This window comes from uncultured Microbacterium sp., from assembly GCF_900078385.1.
In the GTDB taxonomy this organism is placed as follows: Bacteria; Actinomycetota; Actinomycetes; order Actinomycetales; family Microbacteriaceae; genus Microbacterium.
This window is the reverse complement of record NZ_FLQR01000010.1, coordinates 15,114-30,406: the sequence shown is the minus strand read 5'-3', so window position 1 is coordinate 30,406 and position 15,293 is coordinate 15,114. Positions and strand designations below refer to the sequence as shown.

The following is a 15,293-nucleotide window of genomic DNA, read 5'->3' as shown; positions in this document are numbered from 1 at the left end:
GGCCGTGGCAGGATGACGGCATGCCGGAGATGCCGGAAGTGCAGGGCCTCGTCGACTACCTCGGCGAGCGCGTGACGGGCCTGACCGTCACGAAGGTCTCCGTCGCGAACATCGCGGCTCTGAAGACCTACGACCCGCCGATCGACGCGCTGCGCGGCGCGACCGTCACGGGTGCCGCGCGGCACGGCAAGTTCGTCGACCTCTCGACGGATGCCGGCATCCACCTCGTCTTCCACCTCGCCAAGGCCGGATGGCTGCGGTGGTACGACCAGTTGTCGCCCGCGCTCATCCGCCCCGGCAAGACGCCCATCGCGCTGCGGGTCGGCTTCGACGACGGCTCGGGCTTCGACCTCACCGAGGCCGGCACGAAGAAATCGCTGGCCGTGTACGCGGCCCGCGACCCGCAGGACGTCCCCGGCATCGCCCGCCTCGGCCCCGACCCGCTCGACGAGACCTTCACCCGCGACGTGTTCGCGGGCTTGCTGGCGGGGCGGCGGACGCAGATCAAGGGCGTCCTCCGCGACCAGTCGGTGATCGCCGGCATCGGCAACGCGTACTCCGACGAGATCCTCCACGTCGCGAAGATGTCGCCCTACGCGCTGGCCGCGACGCTGACGGATGCCGAGATCGACCGACTCTACGCGGCACTCCGCGACACGGTCGCCGACGCGGTCGCCACCGCGTCGGGTAAGCCGCCCGCCGACCTCAAGGACGCCAAGCGCCGGGGGATGGCCGTGCACGGGCGGCGCGGCGAGACGTGCCCGGTGTGCGGCGACACGGTGCGCTCGGTGTTCTTCGCCGACAACAGCCTGGAATACTGCGCGACGTGTCAGACCGGCGGCAAGATCCTGGCCGACCGGCGCCTTTCCCGTCTGCTCAAGTGACGGACGCGGCTCAGGACCCGGTCGTGCCCATCATGATGCGCGCGTCGTCGTCGACCCAGTCGAGCGACTTCGCGACGGCCTTCTTCCACAGGCGGTAGCGCCGCTCCCGCTCCTCCTCCGCCATCCGCGGCTCGAAGCGGACGTCCTCGCGCCACTGGGCGCGCAGCGCGTCGAGATCGGGCCAGACGCCGACGGCGAGTCCGGCGGCGTATGCCGCGCCGAGCGCGGTCGTCTCGACGATCTCCGGCCGGACGACCGGGAGTCCCAGGATGTCGGCCTGGAACTGCATGAGGGCGTCGTTGCGCGTCATCCCGCCGTCCACGCGCAGCTCCGCGAGCGCGCGCCCGGTGTCGGAGACGACGGCCTCGATGACGTCGCGGGTCTGGAAGGCGGTGGACTCCAGCGCGGCGCGCGCGATGTGCGCCTTCGTGACGTAGCGGGTGAGACCCACGAGCGCGCCACGTGCATCGGGCCGCCAGTACGGAGCGAACAGGCCCGAGAACGCCGGCACGAAGTACGCGCCGCCGTTGTCCTCGACCGACGCGGCGAGGGTCTCGACCTCTTCGGAGCGGCGGATGATGCCGAGGTTGTCGCGCAGCCACTGCACGAGCGAGCCGGTCACGGCGATCGAGCCCTCCAGCGCGTAGCGGGCCGGCTCCTCGCCGAGCCGGTACGCGACGGTCGTGATGAGACCCGCCTCGGACCGGACGATCTCGGTGCCCGTGCCGACGAGCAGGAAGTTCCCCGTGCCGTAGGTGTTCTTCGACTCCCCCGCCTCGAACGCGGCCTGCCCGAACGTGGCGGCCTGCTGGTCGCCGAGGATCCCGGCGATCGGAACGCCGCGCAGCACGCCCGGCAGCTGCACCTCGCCGACGATCTCGGAGGACGACCGGATCTCCGGCAGCATCACCCGCGGGATGCCCCACACCGCGAGGAGGTCGTCCGACCACTCGAGCGTATGGAGGTCCATCAGGAGGGTGCGACTCGCGTTCGTGACGTCCGTGACGTGGATGCCGCCGTCCCGGCCGCCCGTCAGGTTCCACACCACCCAGGTGTCGGTCGTCCCGAACATGAGGTCGCCCGCGTCCGCGGCGGCGCGGGCGCCCTCGACGTTGTCGAGGATCCAGCCCACCTTGGACGCGGAGAAGTACGTGGCCAGGGGCAGGCCCGTCGTGTCGGCGTACGCGTCCACGCCGTGTGCCGCGATGAGCTCATCGATGTGCGGCTGCGTCCGGGTGTCCTGCCAGACGATCGCGTTGTGCACGGGCCGTCCGGTGCGACGGTCCCAGACGACGGCGGTCTCGCGCTGGTTCGTGACGCCGATCGCGGCGATGTCGGCGGCGTTCAGCCCGGCCTGGCCGAGCGCGCGCGCGAGCACCCACTGCGTGTTCGTCCAGATCTCGACCGGGTCGTGTTCGACGCGGCCGGCGCGCGGGAAGATCTGCTCGTGCTCCCGCTGGGCGGTCGCGACCGGCATCCCGTTCACGTCGAAGACGATCGCCCTGGTCGAGGTGGTCCCCTGGTCGATCGCGATCACATGGTCTGCCACGCGGCCTCCTCGTCGAGTCGTGACCTGCGGGCAGGTCTGCCTGTCACGCTACCGCGCGTCAGTCGCGGAGCGCCGCCGGCTCGGCTGAGCGCACCGACGCGAGCGCCCGCGCCGCTTCGGCATCCCGCGTCGCATCGTCCCAGCCGAAGACGGGCGCGACCGCCGCCGCGATCTCGGCCGTGGCCTCGGGCGTCGCCGCACCGCGGAACGCGATCCCGGTGCGCCGCAGCAGGATGTCGTCGAGGTGAGCGACCCACTCCGTGCGGGCGAGGTGACGGAGTTCGCCCGTGCTGAACTGGGGCACGGTCTGCAGCGGTGCGTCGTCCGGGTCGGCGGCGATGGCCGCCGCCACGTCGGCAGCGACGGTGCCGTACCGGTCGAGGAGACGCGCGGCCCGCTCGAACCCGAGCGTCTCGGCGTACGGTGCGAGCCACTGGCGGCGCGCGCGCTCGGACTGCGGGTACCCGACCCCTCCGCCGATCGGCACGCCCTTCGTGCTGCGGCGACGCGGCTGCGCGAGGAGCTCCAGCGCCCGGTCGGCCAGGTGGGCGGCGGACGCGCGGAACGTGGTCCACTTGCCGCCGACGAGACTCAGGACCGTCGCCTCGACGGGGCCGGGGAGCTTCGTCGCCTCGATGCGGTAGTCGCGCGAGACGAAGCCCGGCGCCAGGTCGCCGTGCCCCGGCAGCGGCCGGACACCCGCGAAGCGATGGACGATGTGCGAGCGGTCCACCGGGATCGCGGGGAACACCTGGCCGATGAGCTCGAAGAAGTAGTCGACCTCGACCTCGGTGCACACGATCGGCTCGCCCATCTCGTGCTCGATGTCGGTGGTGCCCACGAGCACGCGGCCATGCAGCGGGTAGATGAGCACGATGCGACCGTCGGAGTGCTCGAAGAAGAGCTCCCGCCCGCCCGTCGCGGCGAGCAGCTCGTCGTGGTCGAGGACGATGTGCGACCCCTTCGTGCCGCCCATGTGGGCGGTGGGGTCACCGAGCGCGTGGTTGGTGATGTCGGTCCACGGACCGGAGGCGTTGACGACGACGGATGCCGCGAAGGCGAAGTCCTCCCCCGTCTCGTCGCGCAGCACGACCTTGCCGCCCTCCGCGCCCACGGCGGCCGTGTAGTTGGCCGCCCGCGCCTTGTCTCCGCCGGCGGCGAGCGCGTCGCGCAGCACGTCGAGGGCGAGCCGCTCGGGGTCGCGCAGCGACGCGTCCCAGTACGTCGCGGTGTACGTGACGGTCGGGTTCAGCTGCGGCAGCTGCGCCAGCGAGCGCTTGCGGCCGTGGAACTCGTGCCGGGGGACGCGGCCACCGCCGCGCGAGAAGGAGTCGTAGATCACGAGCCCGATCTTGATGAGCGCGGCCCCGCGCTCCCGCGGCTTGCCCGCGCCGTGGCGGAGGAACCGCAGCGGCGCGGAGAGGATGCCGGAGAAGGTGGAGTAGATCGGGATGGTGGTCTGCAGGGGCTGCACGTAGTGCGGCGCGATCCGCAGCAGCGCGTTGCGCTCGGTCACCGCCTCGTGGACGAGCCGGAACTCGCCGTTCTCGAGGTACCGGATGCCGCCGTGGATCATGTGGCTGGATGCCGCCGAGGCGCCGGAGACGAAGTCGCCGCGCTCCACGAGGGCGACGTCGACGCCCTGCATCGCCAGATCGCGGAATGTGGCCAGGCCGTTGATGCCGCCGCCGATGACGAGAACGTCGGCGTACGGCCGTTCGCGCAGTCGGGCCGAGCCCGGGGTGGGTGTGTCCATGTGTCGCGCCTCCGCCTCCAGGCTACGTGTTCACCGGCGCACGGGACGCGGCGCGCGGGCATGACGGGGCATGACGGGAATGAACCCCGATGCCGCGCGTTGACTACACTCGTGAGCAACAACACGTGCTCCGGGGTCGGTGGGAATCCGAACCGGCGGTGACAGTCCGCGAGCCCTTCGTTCTCCGAGGGGTTGATCCGGTGGAAATCCGGGACCGACGGTGATGCGACGAAAGTCGCTAGTCCGGATGGGAGGCAGCACGAGGACGCCGCGGCGCACGCCCGGCGGCCCTTCTGCGCCGCACGCCCCCGGAGCCTGAACGCAAGGACCAGGGATGAGCGCGACGGACCGCGAACGCGACGCCATGCGGCGCGCGTTCGAGCTCGCCCTCCAGGGCCCGCGCGGGGTCAACCCGCAGGTCGGGGCCGTCCTGCTCTCCCCCGACGGCGCCGTCCTCGCCGAAGGCTGGCATCGCGGCGCCGGCACGGCGCATGCCGAAGTCGACGCGCTCTCGAAGCTTCCCGCCGGGGGCGCGCGCGGCGCGACCGCCGTCGTCACCCTCGAGCCCTGCAACCACACCGGCCGGACGGGACCGTGCGCGGTCGCCCTCATCGAGGCCGGCGTCGCGCGGGTCGTCTACGCGCTCGATGATCCGGGCGAGCACTCCGCGGGTGGCGCCGACCGCCTGCGCGCGGCGGGTGTCGAGGTCGTGCCCGGCGTGCTCATCGAGGAGGCCACGGCCCTCCTCGACTCCTGGCTGACCGTTCAGCGCCTCGGGCGCCCGCACGTCACCGTCAAGTGGGCGCAGTCCCTCGACGGCCGCGCCGCCGCCGCCGACGGCACGAGCCAGTGGATCACCGGACCCGACGCGCGCGCGGACGTGCACCGGCGCCGCGCCGAGGCGGATGCCATCGTCGTAGGCACCGGCACGCTGCTCAGCGACGATCCCGCCCTCACGGCCCGCCGCCCCGACGGCACCCTCTACCCCCATCAGCCGCAGCCGGTGGTCCTCGGCGCCCGCGCCGTCCCCGACGACGCCGCCGTGCGCCGGCATCCGCTGCCCCTCCTGCACCGCGACGGCGAGAACCTCGGCGGCGAGAGCCCCAACGAGCCGTCGCTGCTGGCCGAGCTGCGCGACGCCGGTGTGCACCGCGTCTTCGTCGAAGGCGGCCCCACGATCGCGAGCGCCTTCCTGCGCGCCGGCCTGGTGGACGAGGTCCTCGCGTACCTCGCCCCGACGCTCCTCGGCGCCGGGACGGACGGCGCCGACCGGCCCGCGCTCCGGGTGCTCGGCGTCGACACGATCGCCGCGCAGCGGCGCCTGACCGTGACATCCATCGAACGACTCGGCGACGACCTGCTGATCGTCGCCCACCCCAAGGAGAGCGCCTGATGTTCACCGGCATCATCGAAGAACAGGGCACCGTCACGGCGGTCGCGCCGTCCGGCGACGGCGTCCGCCTCACCGTGCGGGCCCCGCTCGCGGTCTCGGACGCCCACCAGGGCGACTCGATCGCGATCAGCGGCGTGTGCCTCACCGTCGTCGACCAGGGCCCCGACTGGTTCACCGCGGACGTCATGAAGCAGACGCTCGAGATGTCCACGCTCGGCGCCGTCGCGACCGGTGCGCCCGTCAACGTCGAGCGCGCCATGGCCGCGCACGGCCGCCTCGGCGGGCACATCGTGCAGGGCCACGTCGACGGCACCGGCGAGCTGCTCGAGGTGCGCCCCGGAGCGCAGTGGCGGGTCCTCCGCGTCGGACTGCCGGCATCCCTCGCTCCGCTCGTGGTCGACAAGGGCTCGATCACCGTCGACGGCGTCTCGCTCACCGTCAGCGCGACCTCGCCGGCCGACGCCGACGCGCACTGGTTCGAGGTGTCCCTCATCCCCGAGACGCTCGAGGTGACCACGCTCGGAGCGCGCGCTGCGGGCGACCACGTCAACCTCGAGACCGACATCCTGGCGCGGCACGTGCAGCGCCTCCTCGCATTCACCCCCACCCACGAAGGAGGCTCCCGATGAGCCTTTCCACCATCCCCGAGGCCCTCGAAGCCCTGCGCGCCGGCAAGCCGGTCATCGTCGCGGACGACGAGAACCGTGAGAACGAGGGCGACGTCATCCTCTCCGCCGAGCTCGCGACGCCCGAGTGGCTCGCCTGGACCATCCGCTGGTCCAGCGGGTTCCTCTGCGCACCGATGCCCGCAGACTGGGCCGACCGGCTCGACCTGCCGCCCATGGTCGCGGTCAACGAGGACAGCCGGAGCACCGCCTACACGGTGAGCGTCGACGCCGCCGACCGCATCTCGACCGGCATCAGCGCCGCCGACCGCGCGCACACCCTCAACGTGCTCGCGAACCCGGCCTCCACACCCACCTCGGTGATCCGGCCCGGCCACATCCTCCCCCTCCGCGCCGTCGACGGGGGCGTGCGCGAGCGCGCCGGCCACACCGAGGCCGCTGTCGAGCTCATGCGGCTCGCCGGACTGCAGCCGGTCGGCGCGATCGGGGAGGTCGTCGCCGAGGACGGCAGCATGATGCGTCTGCCGGGGCTTCTGGAGCTGGGCGAGCGGGAGGGCATCCCGGTCATCACGATCGAGCAGCTCATCGCGCACCTCGACGGGACGAGCGTCGCGGGGGCGCACACCGAGCAAGGGCAGAAGCGCCGCGTCAGCCTGCGCGCCGAGGCGCAGGTGCCGACCTCGCACGGCGCGTTCCGCTTCCTCGCGTACAAGGACCGCATCACCGGCACCGACCACATCGCCGTCGTGTCCGGCGATCTCGCCGAGGACGCACCGCTCGTGCGCGTGCACTCCGAGTGCCTGACCGGGGAGGCCTTCGGCTCCCTCAAGTGCGAGTGCGGACCGCAGCTGGACGCCGCGCTCGACGCGGTCGAACAGGATGGCGGCGTCGTCATCTACATGCGCGGCCACGAGGGACGCGGCATCGGCCTCATCAACAAGCTGCGCGCGTACAGCCTGCAGGAGCGCGGCCTCGACACCGTCGACGCGAACCTCGCGCTCGGCCTCCCGGCCGACGCGCGCGACTACGCCGCGGCCGCCGGCATCCTCGCCGACCTCGGCGTCGAGAAGATCCGCCTGCTGACGAACAACAGCGACAAGGTGAATCAGCTGCGCCAGCTCGGACTCGACATCGTCGAGCAGGTCCCGCTGCTGGTCGGCGTCGGCGCCAACAACCACCAGTACCTCGCCACCAAGCGCGACCGGATGGGCCACATCATCGACACGGGCGACCTGGACAGCGCGCTGGCGCGCAGCGAGGAGACGAAGGCATGAGCGGACACGGCGCCCCGGAGACGCAGCCGATCGACGCGACGGGGCTGAGCGTCGTCGTCGTGGCGGGGCAGTGGCACGACGTGATCACCGAGGGCCTGGTCGCCGGCGCGCGCCGCGTGCTCGACGCGTCCGGCGCGTCGTGGCGGCTCGTGCGCGTGCCCGGATCGTTCGAGCTCCCCGTCGTGAGCAAGACGGCGCTGGAGGCGGGCGCCGACGCGGTGGTCGCGCTCGGCGTCATCATCCGCGGCGGCACGCCGCACTTCGACTTCGTCTCGGCCGCCGCCACCGACGGGCTGACCCGCGTCGCGCTCGACACCGGCAAGCCGGTGGGCTTCGGCGTGCTGACGCTGGATGACGAGCAGCAGGGCCTCGACCGTGCGGGCCTGGAGGGCTCGAAAGAGGACAAGGGCGCCGAGGCGGCCGACGCCGCGCTGCGCACGGCGCTCGTGCTGCGCGACCTGCACGGCTGAGCCGGGGCAACCGGCCGCGCCGTCGGTCCCGGTCGCACCGACCTTCAGCTAGACTGACGGCATGGAGATCCTGCGTCACGCCGTCGTCCTCGTCCACCTCGTCGGTTTCGCCGTGCTGTTCGGCGCCTGGGTCGTCGAAGCCGTCGGCGAGCGCCGCATCACGCGGCTGATGCACTGGGGACTCGCGATCGCCGGTGTCGCCGGCTTCGCCCTCGCCGCACCGTGGGGCATCGAGTACGACCTGAACTACGTCAAGATCGGCACGAAGCTCGTCATCCTGCTCGTGATCGGCGCCCTGCTCGGCATCGGCGCCGCCCGCGGTCGCAAGGCCGGCGCCGTCCCGCCCGCGGTGTTCTGGCTCATCGGCATCCTCACCTTCGGCAACGCCGCGATCGCGCTGCTCTGGCGCTGAACCCGGCCGGCGCCGTGAACCGAGGGTAAACTCGACCCTCGTGCGTCGGCGACATCGCCGGCGCCCCGGTGCCCCACGTCGCCGCGTCCGCCGCGCCACCCCTGCCACGGATGCCCGCCACCGGTGCGTCCCACGAGGACTTCCCTTCCACTGACAGGTCCTCCTCCCCGCATGTCTGCAGCTTCGACGACCGCCTCCGCGGCCCCCACCACTCCCGCCAACCCCCGCTCCCGCGTCATCACGGCGAGCCTGGTCGGCACAACGATCGAGTTCTACGACTTCTACGTCTACGCGACCGCCGCCGTCCTCGTCTTCCCCATCCTCTTCTTCCCCACCGGCGACGACACGACGGCGCTGCTGTCCTCGTTCGCCGTCTTCGGCGCCGCCATGGTGGCCCGCCCCATCGGCGCGGTCATCTTCGGCCACTTCGGCGACAAGTTCGGCCGCAAGGCCACCCTCGTGGCATCCCTCCTCACGATGGGCGTCGCGACCTTCCTCATCGGCCTGCTCCCCACCTACAACGAGATCGGCTGGTGGGCGGCGCTCCTGCTCCTCGTCCTGCGGCTCTTCCAGGGGTTCGCGCTGGGCGGTGAGTGGTCCGGTGCGGCGCTGGTCGCGACCGAGAACGCTCCGGCCGGCAAGCGCGCCTGGTACGGCACGTTCCCGCAGCTGGGTGCGCCGATCGGCTTCATCATCGCGAACACGGTCTTCCTGCTCATCAACTTCGCGCTGCCGCACCCCGACGGCCCCGCGCAGCGTTCCGAGGCCTTCCTCGCGTGGGGCTGGCGCGTGCCGTTCCTGTTCTCCGCCGTCATGGTCATCATCGGCCTGTGGGTGCGTCTCAAGCTCGTCGAGTCGGAGACGTTCGCGAAGGCGGAGAGGACCGGCGCGATCCGCAAGTTCCCGCTGGGCGAGGTCGTCCGCCGGCACTGGCGGCAGCTGATCCTCGGCACGTTCATCATGCTGGCGACCTACGTGCTCTTCTACCTCATGACGAGCTTCACGCTCTCCTACGGCACGAAGGCGGGCCTGGAGGCGGCGCAGCAGGCGGCAGAGACCGCCGGTACGGCGTTCGACCCCGCCACCTATGTGCCCGGGCTCGGCTTCGGCTACACCGACTTCGTCATCATGCAGATCATCGGCGTCGTGTTCTTCGGCATCTTCACGCTGCTCTCCGGCCCCATCGCCGACTCGATCGGCCGGCGCAAGCTTCTGCTCTGGATCACCGGTGCGATCGGCGTGTTCGGCCTGCTCTTCAACGTCTTCCTGATGCCGCAGCTGGACCCCAAGTTCACCGGCGCGCTCGTGCAGGCGTTCCTCATCATCGGCTTCATGCTCATGGGCGCGACGTTCGGCCCGATGGGCGCGGTCCTCCCCGAGCTCTTCCCGACGAACGTGCGGTACACCGGCTCGGCGATCTCCTACAACGTCTCGTCGATCCTCGGCGCCGCCCTCGCGCCGATCGTCGCGGTGGCCCTGTGGGCGACGGCCGACGGCCAGCCGTGGCTCGTCGGGGTGTACCTGACCGGCGCGAGCGTCCTGACGTTCATCGCGCTGATCCTCTCGAAGGAGACCAAGGACGTCGAATACGACACCAACATCGGGCTCGGCGAGACCGCCTCGCTCTGACGTTCACCTCGAAACGCGGATGCCGCGGGGCCTCGGCCTCGCGGCATCCGTCGTCTCTGCGGGTCCACGCGCGGCCCGGCGGCGGACTTCGCGCAGCGCGGCGTGGGGACCGGGCCCCCGCCTTCACCCGCGCCGAATGGCGGGTCCGTGGGCCGAGCACCCGCACTTCTCCGCGGATGAGACGGCAGGGCGCGCTTCATCGGCGCCGAAATGCGGGTGCCGCCGGCCCGCATCCGCACGATGCCGCGGATGAAGCCTCGTGCGGCGGAGTCAGTCGAGGAACAGGACGCGGAGGCGCTTGGTCGTGAAGACGAGTCCCACCGCGATCATGACCACGTAGTAGAGGATGTGCCACAGCATGTCGCCGGACAGGACGCCGGTCGTCAGCCCGCGGACGAGCTCCACGCCATGCCAGAGCGGGAAGGCCATGACGATCCCCTGCACGATCTCCGGGTACACGGTGATGGGGTAGAAGGTCGCCGAGAAGAGGAACATCGGCAGCAGCACGAAGTTGATCCAGTCCATCTGCTGGAACGTCTTCATGTAGCTCGTCACGGCCATGCCGAGGCTCGCGAAGCCGAACGCGATCAGCAGGACGGCGGGGATCGCGAGGATCGCCGTCGGGGAGAGGTTCAGCCCGAGGATCTGCATGATGATCATGAATCCCGACGCGTACAGCAGGCCGCGCAGCAGCGCGTACAGGATCTCGCCGAACGCGACGTCGAGCGGGCCCAGCGAGGTGGACAGCATCCCCTCGTAGAGCTTGCCGTAGTTGAGCTTGAAGAAGACGTTCCACGTCGAGTCGTAGATCGCGCCGTTCATCGCCGAAACGGCCAGCAGCGCCGGCGCGATGAACGCGGCGTAACTCACCTCGACGCCCTGCGAGGTCTGCAGGTCGCCGACGAGCGAGCCGAGGCCGATCCCCATGGATGCCAGATAGAACACCGGCTCGAAGAAGCCCGACAGCACGACGATCCAGCTCGACGATCGCGCGGCCAGGAGGCCCCGTTGCACGACGGCGCCGGGGTTCCCGGCCCACAGGGCGCGGACTCCCCCGCGACGGGTGGCGGCATCGACGACGGCGGTCACTTCGCGAGCCTCTCTATGAAGACGCGGCGGCCCCACAGGTAGCCGACGACGCAGAGCACGAGCAGGTAGGCGACGTGCACCGCGAGCAGTCCGGCATCCACGTCGGCGCCGTAGGTCGCGACCCGGCCGATCTGCGCGCCGTGCCACAGCGGTGAGATCCAGCCGATCCACTGGAGCCAGCCCGGCAGTGTCTCCAGCGGGTAGAAGGTGCCGGAGAAGAGGAACATCGGCATGAACAGGAACCGCTGCACGAGGGCGAACTGCCCCTTGTCGTCCTCGATCGACCCGGCGTATGCCATCAACGGAATGCCGAAGGCGAGACCGGCCCCGACGCCCGCGAGGATCGCGATCCAGCCCGTCGCGGGACTCGGCACGGCGCCGAAGATCCAGATGAACAGGTAATACGCCGCGACGGCGACGAACATCCGCGCGGCCGCTCCTGCGATCACGCCGTTCGCGATCTGCGCGCTGCCGAGCGGCGATGCGTTGAAGCCGTAGAAGTACCGCCGCCACTTGAAGCCCGCCATGACGGGGTAGGTCATCTCCTCGGATGCCACCGCGATCGCGGCCGTCACCAGCAGCGCGGGCGCGACGAAGACGAGGTAGCTGACCTCCTGCCCGTGATCCACGATCGGCGCCTGGATGAGGGCGGCGAGGCCGACCGCGAGTCCGAGGAGGTACATGATCGGCTGCCCGAGCGCGCCGACGATGATCGTCCAGCCGTAGGCGCGCATGGCCCGCACCATGTGCTCGGTCACGTACCAGCTGCCGAGCCGGCGCGGCTTGCGGCCCCATTCCATGGCCTCGGCGCGCAGCTCGTCGAGGGTCGGGTTCGTCGAGGTGGCGCTCATTCGATCAGCGATCTTCCGGTGAGGCGCAGGAACACGTCCTCGAGGCTCGATCGGCGCACGAGGCTCGTGATGGGGTCGAGGCCGGCAGCCGTTACGCGCTCGAGCGCGGCCTCCCCGTTCTCGGTGTAGATGAGGATGCGGTCCGGGAGCACCTCGACCCGATCGCCGACCGCCTCCAGCTGGCCGGCGACCTGCGCGTTGCGGTCGGAGCCGAAGCGCACCTCGAGCACTTCGCGGCTGGAGTGCGCGCGGATGAGCGAGGACGGGGTGCCCTCCGCCATGATGCGGCCCTTGTCCACGACGATGAGCCGGTCGCAGAGCTGCTCGGCCTCGTCCATGTAGTGGGTCGTGAGCACGAGCGTCGTGCCGCGCTCCTTGAGGCGGAACAGGCGATCCCACAGGACGTGCCGCGCCTGCGGGTCGAGGCCCGTGGTCGGCTCGTCGAGCAGCAGGATGCGCGGATCGTTGATGAGGCCGCGCGCGATCGTGAGGCGCCGCTTCATGCCGCCGGAGAGCTGGTCGACCTTGCTCTTGGCCTTGTCCTCAAGCTGCGCGAAGGCGAGCAGCTCATCGGCCTTCTCGTGGCAGACCTTGCCCGGCAGGCCGAAGTAGCGTCCGTAGATGTAGAGGTTCTCGCGGGCGTTCAGTTCGCCGTCGAGGTTGTCCTGCTGCGGCACGACCCCCAGGCGCGAACGGATCTCCGGCCCGTACTGATCCGGGTCGAGGCCGAGGATCGTGAGGTCGCCGCTCGTGCGCGTCGAGACCGCGCCGATCATCTTCATGGTCGTCGACTTGCCCGCGCCGTTGGGGCCGAGAAGACCGAACGACTCCCCCGGCGCGACCTCGAAGGACAGCCCGTCGACGGCGAGGAAGTCGGGCTTGCCCTTGACCTTGTAGGCCTTCACGAGGTTCTGGGCGGCGATGACGGGTTGAGGCACCGGACAACCCTAGCGAAGGCCGGGGACACTCCGACCGGGGGCGTCAACCACGGTTGACAGCGCGCTCGTTTGTCAACTATGGTTGACGACGGATGCCGCACCCGCGGCCTGCGACCGACACTCCGGGAGGGCACGTGAGCGACCAGCTGCGCACCGCGATCGGCGCCGCCGAAGGCGGCGATCCGCTCCCCGAGCTCCGGCGTCTGCACGCGCTGTACGCCGAGCTCGCGCGCGCCGAGGCCGAGCAGGTCCGTCGCGCGCGCGGGAAGGGCTACTCCTGGGTCGCGATCGCGGACGCCCTGGGCGTCACCCGCCAGGCCGTGCACAAGAAGTACGGGCGAAGATAGAAGCACCCGCGCCTCTCGCACGTCCCGCGCCGCGAACCGGCATCCGCCCCCTCCTCTCCCTCCAGAACCGAGGACAACCCGTCATGTCTGCCGACACCGCCCGCCGCTCCCGCGGACTGCGCCGCCCCGCGAAGGACGACGGCCCGCGCGCGAGCCTGCGCCAGCTGCTCCCGTTCCTGTTCGAGCACAAGGGCGTCATCGTGCTCGTGACGGTGCTCAGCATCCTCGCCGCCGTCACGACGCTCGGGCAGCCCCTCGTCGTCGGCCAGCTGATCGAGCGGGTGCAGTCCGGCGCCGCGCTCGGCATCCTCGTCTGGGCGCTCGTCGCACTCGTCATCGTCTCCTCGCTGATCAGCGGGTTCCAGCACTATCTGCTGCAGCGCACCGGCACGGCCGTCGTGCTGTCCAGTCGCCGACGCCTCATCGCGCGGCTCCTGCACCTGCCCGTCCAGGAGTACGATGCGCGCCGCACCGGCGACCTCGTCTCGCGCGTCGGCACCGACACGACGCTCCTCTACGCGGTGTTGACGCAGGGTCTCGCCGATTCCGTCGGCAACGCCCTGATCTTCCTGGGCGCGATCATCGCGATGCTCGTGATCGACCCCGTCCTTCTGCTCCTGATCCTCGTCGTCGTCGGCGTCTCGGTCGGAGTCGTGGGCGTCCTCAGCGGCCGCATCCGCCGCTCGACGCAGGTGCAGCAGGAGAAGGTGGGCGAACTCGCGTCCGGGGTGGAGCGCGCCATCGGCTCGATCCGGACGATCCGCGCGGCAGGCGCCGCCGACCGTGAGCAGGCCGCGATCTCGGCGACCGCCGCCGACGCGTACGACGCGGGTGTGAGCGTCGCGAAGGCGTCGGCGCTCGTCGTCCCGATCGCCGGTGTCGCGCTGCAGCTGTCGCTGCTGGTGGTGCTCGGCGTGGGCGGCCTGCGCGTGGCATCCGGCGCGATCTCGATCGCGTCCCTCGTGACCTTCGTCATGTTCCTCTTCTTCCTCATCGCGCCGCTGGGGTCCTTCTTCGGGGCGATCACGTCGGTGAACCAGGCGCTCGGCGCGCTCGGCCGCATCCAGGAGGTGCTCGACCTCCCCACCGAGACCGCCGACGATGTCGCGGTGGCGGCGGGGGTGAAAGAGGTCGGCGCCGGTGCCGCGGATGTCGCCGACGGCGTGGCGGCGATCGAGTTCCGCGATGTGCACTTCTCCTACCCGGATGCCGTCGTCTCGGCGCGCCGGTCGGCGGAGTCGGAGGCGCTGAAGACCCTGACCGAGGTGCGCGCCGACCGCGCCGGCCTCACGCTCGACGCGCCGGAGGGGGATGTGCTTCGCGGCGTGTCGTTCCGTGTGCCGCGGGGGACGCGCGTCGCGCTCGTCGGGCCGTCCGGGGCCGGGAAGTCGACGACCCTGGCCCTCATCGAGCGGTTCTACGACCCGACGTCCGGCGCGGTGCTGCTCGGCGGCGCGGACGTCCGGACGCTCGACCGTCTCGCGCTGCGCGCGCAGCTCGGTTACGTCGAGCAGGACGCCCCGACCCTCGCCGGGACGATCGGCGACAACCTGCGCCTCGCGTCGCCGGACGCGTCGGATGCCGACTGCGAGCGCGTTCTCCGCGCCGTCAACCTCGGCGACGTGCTGGAGCGCAGCCCGCTGGGGCTCGCGGCGCCCGTCGGCGAGGCGGGCGTGATGCTCTCCGGCGGCGAGCGCCAACGCCTCGCGATCGCCCGGGCGCTGCTGGCCGCTCCCCCGATCCTGCTGCTGGACGAGTCGACCTCGTCGCTCGACGGCCTCAACGAACAGCGGATGCGCGACGCCATCGACGCGGTCGCCACCGGCCGCACGCTCGTCGTGATCGCGCACCGCCTGTCGACCGTGATCGACAGCGACCTCATCGTCGTCCTCGACCGTGGACGCGTCGTCGGCCAGGGCACGCACGACGAGCTCGTCGCGACGGTGCCCCTGTACCGCGAGCTCGCGCAGCGCCAGCTGCTCGCCTGACCTCGGCGCGGCGGGTAGCGCGGGCGGGCAGGCCAGGCGGGGTGTCGCGCGGGCGGGCAGGCCAGGCGAGGGTGTGCGCCAGGGGAA

Annotated in this window: 14 protein-coding genes and 1 riboswitch; of the genes, 9 read left to right on the top strand and 5 right to left on the bottom strand. The window is 71.4% G+C overall.

From position 1 onward, the window contains the following. Positions 1 to 20 precede the first annotated feature (20 nt). Positions 21 to 884 carry an Fpg/Nei family DNA glycosylase gene (locus tag QZL85_RS12625; RefSeq protein ID WP_295577242.1) on the top strand — a complete coding sequence of 288 codons (864 nt, stop codon included), beginning with the start codon at positions 21 to 23 and terminating at the stop codon, positions 882 to 884. A gap of 10 nt (positions 885 to 894) precedes the next feature. On the opposite strand, the gene glpK is transcribed toward QZL85_RS12625, so the two are convergent. Together glpK and QZL85_RS12615 are read right to left on the bottom strand one after the other, a co-directional pair. Beyond that, positions 895 to 2,433 carry a glycerol kinase GlpK gene (gene glpK, locus QZL85_RS12620; RefSeq protein WP_295577240.1) on the bottom strand — a complete coding sequence of 513 codons (1,539 nt, stop codon included), beginning with the start codon at positions 2,431 to 2,433 and terminating at the stop codon, positions 895 to 897. 58 nt (positions 2,434 to 2,491) lie between these two features. Then, positions 2,492 to 4,189 carry a glycerol-3-phosphate dehydrogenase/oxidase gene (locus tag QZL85_RS12615; RefSeq protein WP_295577238.1) on the bottom strand — a complete coding sequence of 566 codons (1,698 nt, stop codon included), beginning with the start codon at positions 4,187 to 4,189 and terminating at the stop codon, positions 2,492 to 2,494. 121 nt (positions 4,190 to 4,310) lie between these two features. Beyond that, positions 4,311 to 4,454: riboswitch (FMN riboswitch) on the top strand. A gap of 69 nt (positions 4,455 to 4,523) precedes the next feature. Here QZL85_RS12615 and ribD point away from each other — a divergent pair. From ribD to QZL85_RS12585, 6 genes are all read left to right on the top strand, one after another. Continuing rightward, on the top strand, positions 4,524 to 5,582 hold the full coding sequence (ribD, locus tag QZL85_RS12610) for a bifunctional diaminohydroxyphosphoribosylaminopyrimidine deaminase/5-amino-6-(5-phosphoribosylamino)uracil reductase RibD (protein ID WP_295577235.1): 1,059 nt from the start codon (positions 4,524 to 4,526) through the stop codon (positions 5,580 to 5,582). Beyond that, positions 5,582 to 6,211, top strand: a complete 630-nt coding sequence (locus tag QZL85_RS12605; RefSeq protein WP_295577233.1) for a riboflavin synthase — start codon at positions 5,582 to 5,584, stop codon at positions 6,209 to 6,211. The genes ribD and QZL85_RS12605 overlap by 1 nt, the downstream gene beginning before the upstream one ends. Continuing rightward, positions 6,208 to 7,482, top strand: coding sequence for a GTP cyclohydrolase II (ribA, locus tag QZL85_RS12600; RefSeq protein WP_295577231.1), 1,275 nt, complete (start codon positions 6,208 to 6,210; stop codon positions 7,480 to 7,482). Before QZL85_RS12605 ends, ribA begins: the two co-directional genes overlap by 4 nt. Then, positions 7,479 to 7,952: a 6,7-dimethyl-8-ribityllumazine synthase gene (gene ribH, locus QZL85_RS12595; RefSeq protein ID WP_295577229.1), complete on the top strand. Its 474-nt coding sequence runs from the start codon at positions 7,479 to 7,481 to the stop codon at positions 7,950 to 7,952. The genes ribA and ribH overlap by 4 nt, the downstream gene beginning before the upstream one ends. 61 nt (positions 7,953 to 8,013) lie before the next feature. Beyond that, entirely contained in the window at positions 8,014 to 8,364 is a 351-nt protein-coding gene (locus QZL85_RS12590; protein ID WP_295577227.1) for a Fe-S protein, read from the top strand. 171 nt (positions 8,365 to 8,535) lie between these two features. Then, positions 8,536 to 9,993: an MFS transporter gene (locus QZL85_RS12585; protein WP_295577226.1), complete on the top strand. Its 1,458-nt coding sequence runs from the start codon at positions 8,536 to 8,538 to the stop codon at positions 9,991 to 9,993. A gap of 270 nt (positions 9,994 to 10,263) precedes the next feature. Here the strand turns inward: QZL85_RS12585 and QZL85_RS12580 are convergent, their stop codons facing one another. Genes QZL85_RS12580 through QZL85_RS12570 form a run of 3 tightly spaced genes read right to left on the bottom strand, consistent with a single transcriptional unit; the run spans position 10,264 to position 12,871 of the window. Beyond that, on the bottom strand, positions 10,264 to 11,082 hold the full coding sequence (locus QZL85_RS12580) for an ABC transporter permease (protein ID WP_295577224.1): 819 nt from the start codon (positions 11,080 to 11,082) through the stop codon (positions 10,264 to 10,266). Beyond that, positions 11,079 to 11,933 (bottom strand): ABC transporter permease, encoded by an 855-nt coding sequence (locus tag QZL85_RS12575; protein WP_295577220.1) that lies wholly within the window; start codon positions 11,931 to 11,933, stop codon positions 11,079 to 11,081. The genes QZL85_RS12580 and QZL85_RS12575 overlap by 4 nt, the downstream gene beginning before the upstream one ends. Next, entirely contained in the window at positions 11,930 to 12,871 is a 942-nt protein-coding gene (locus QZL85_RS12570) for an ABC transporter ATP-binding protein (protein ID WP_295577218.1), read from the bottom strand. The genes QZL85_RS12575 and QZL85_RS12570 overlap by 4 nt, the downstream gene beginning before the upstream one ends. A gap of 134 nt (positions 12,872 to 13,005) precedes the next feature. Between QZL85_RS12570 and QZL85_RS12565 the strand changes: the two genes are divergently transcribed. Together QZL85_RS12565 and QZL85_RS12560 are read left to right on the top strand one after the other, a co-directional pair. Then, a complete protein-coding gene (locus tag QZL85_RS12565) occupies positions 13,006 to 13,218 on the top strand; it encodes an AsnC family protein (RefSeq protein ID WP_295577216.1) in 213 nt (70 codons plus the stop codon). Positions 13,219 to 13,301: 83 nt separating this feature from the next. After that, positions 13,302 to 15,206, top strand: coding sequence for an ABC transporter ATP-binding protein (locus QZL85_RS12560; protein WP_295577214.1), 1,905 nt, complete (start codon positions 13,302 to 13,304; stop codon positions 15,204 to 15,206). Positions 15,207 to 15,293: the final 87 nt, after the last annotated feature.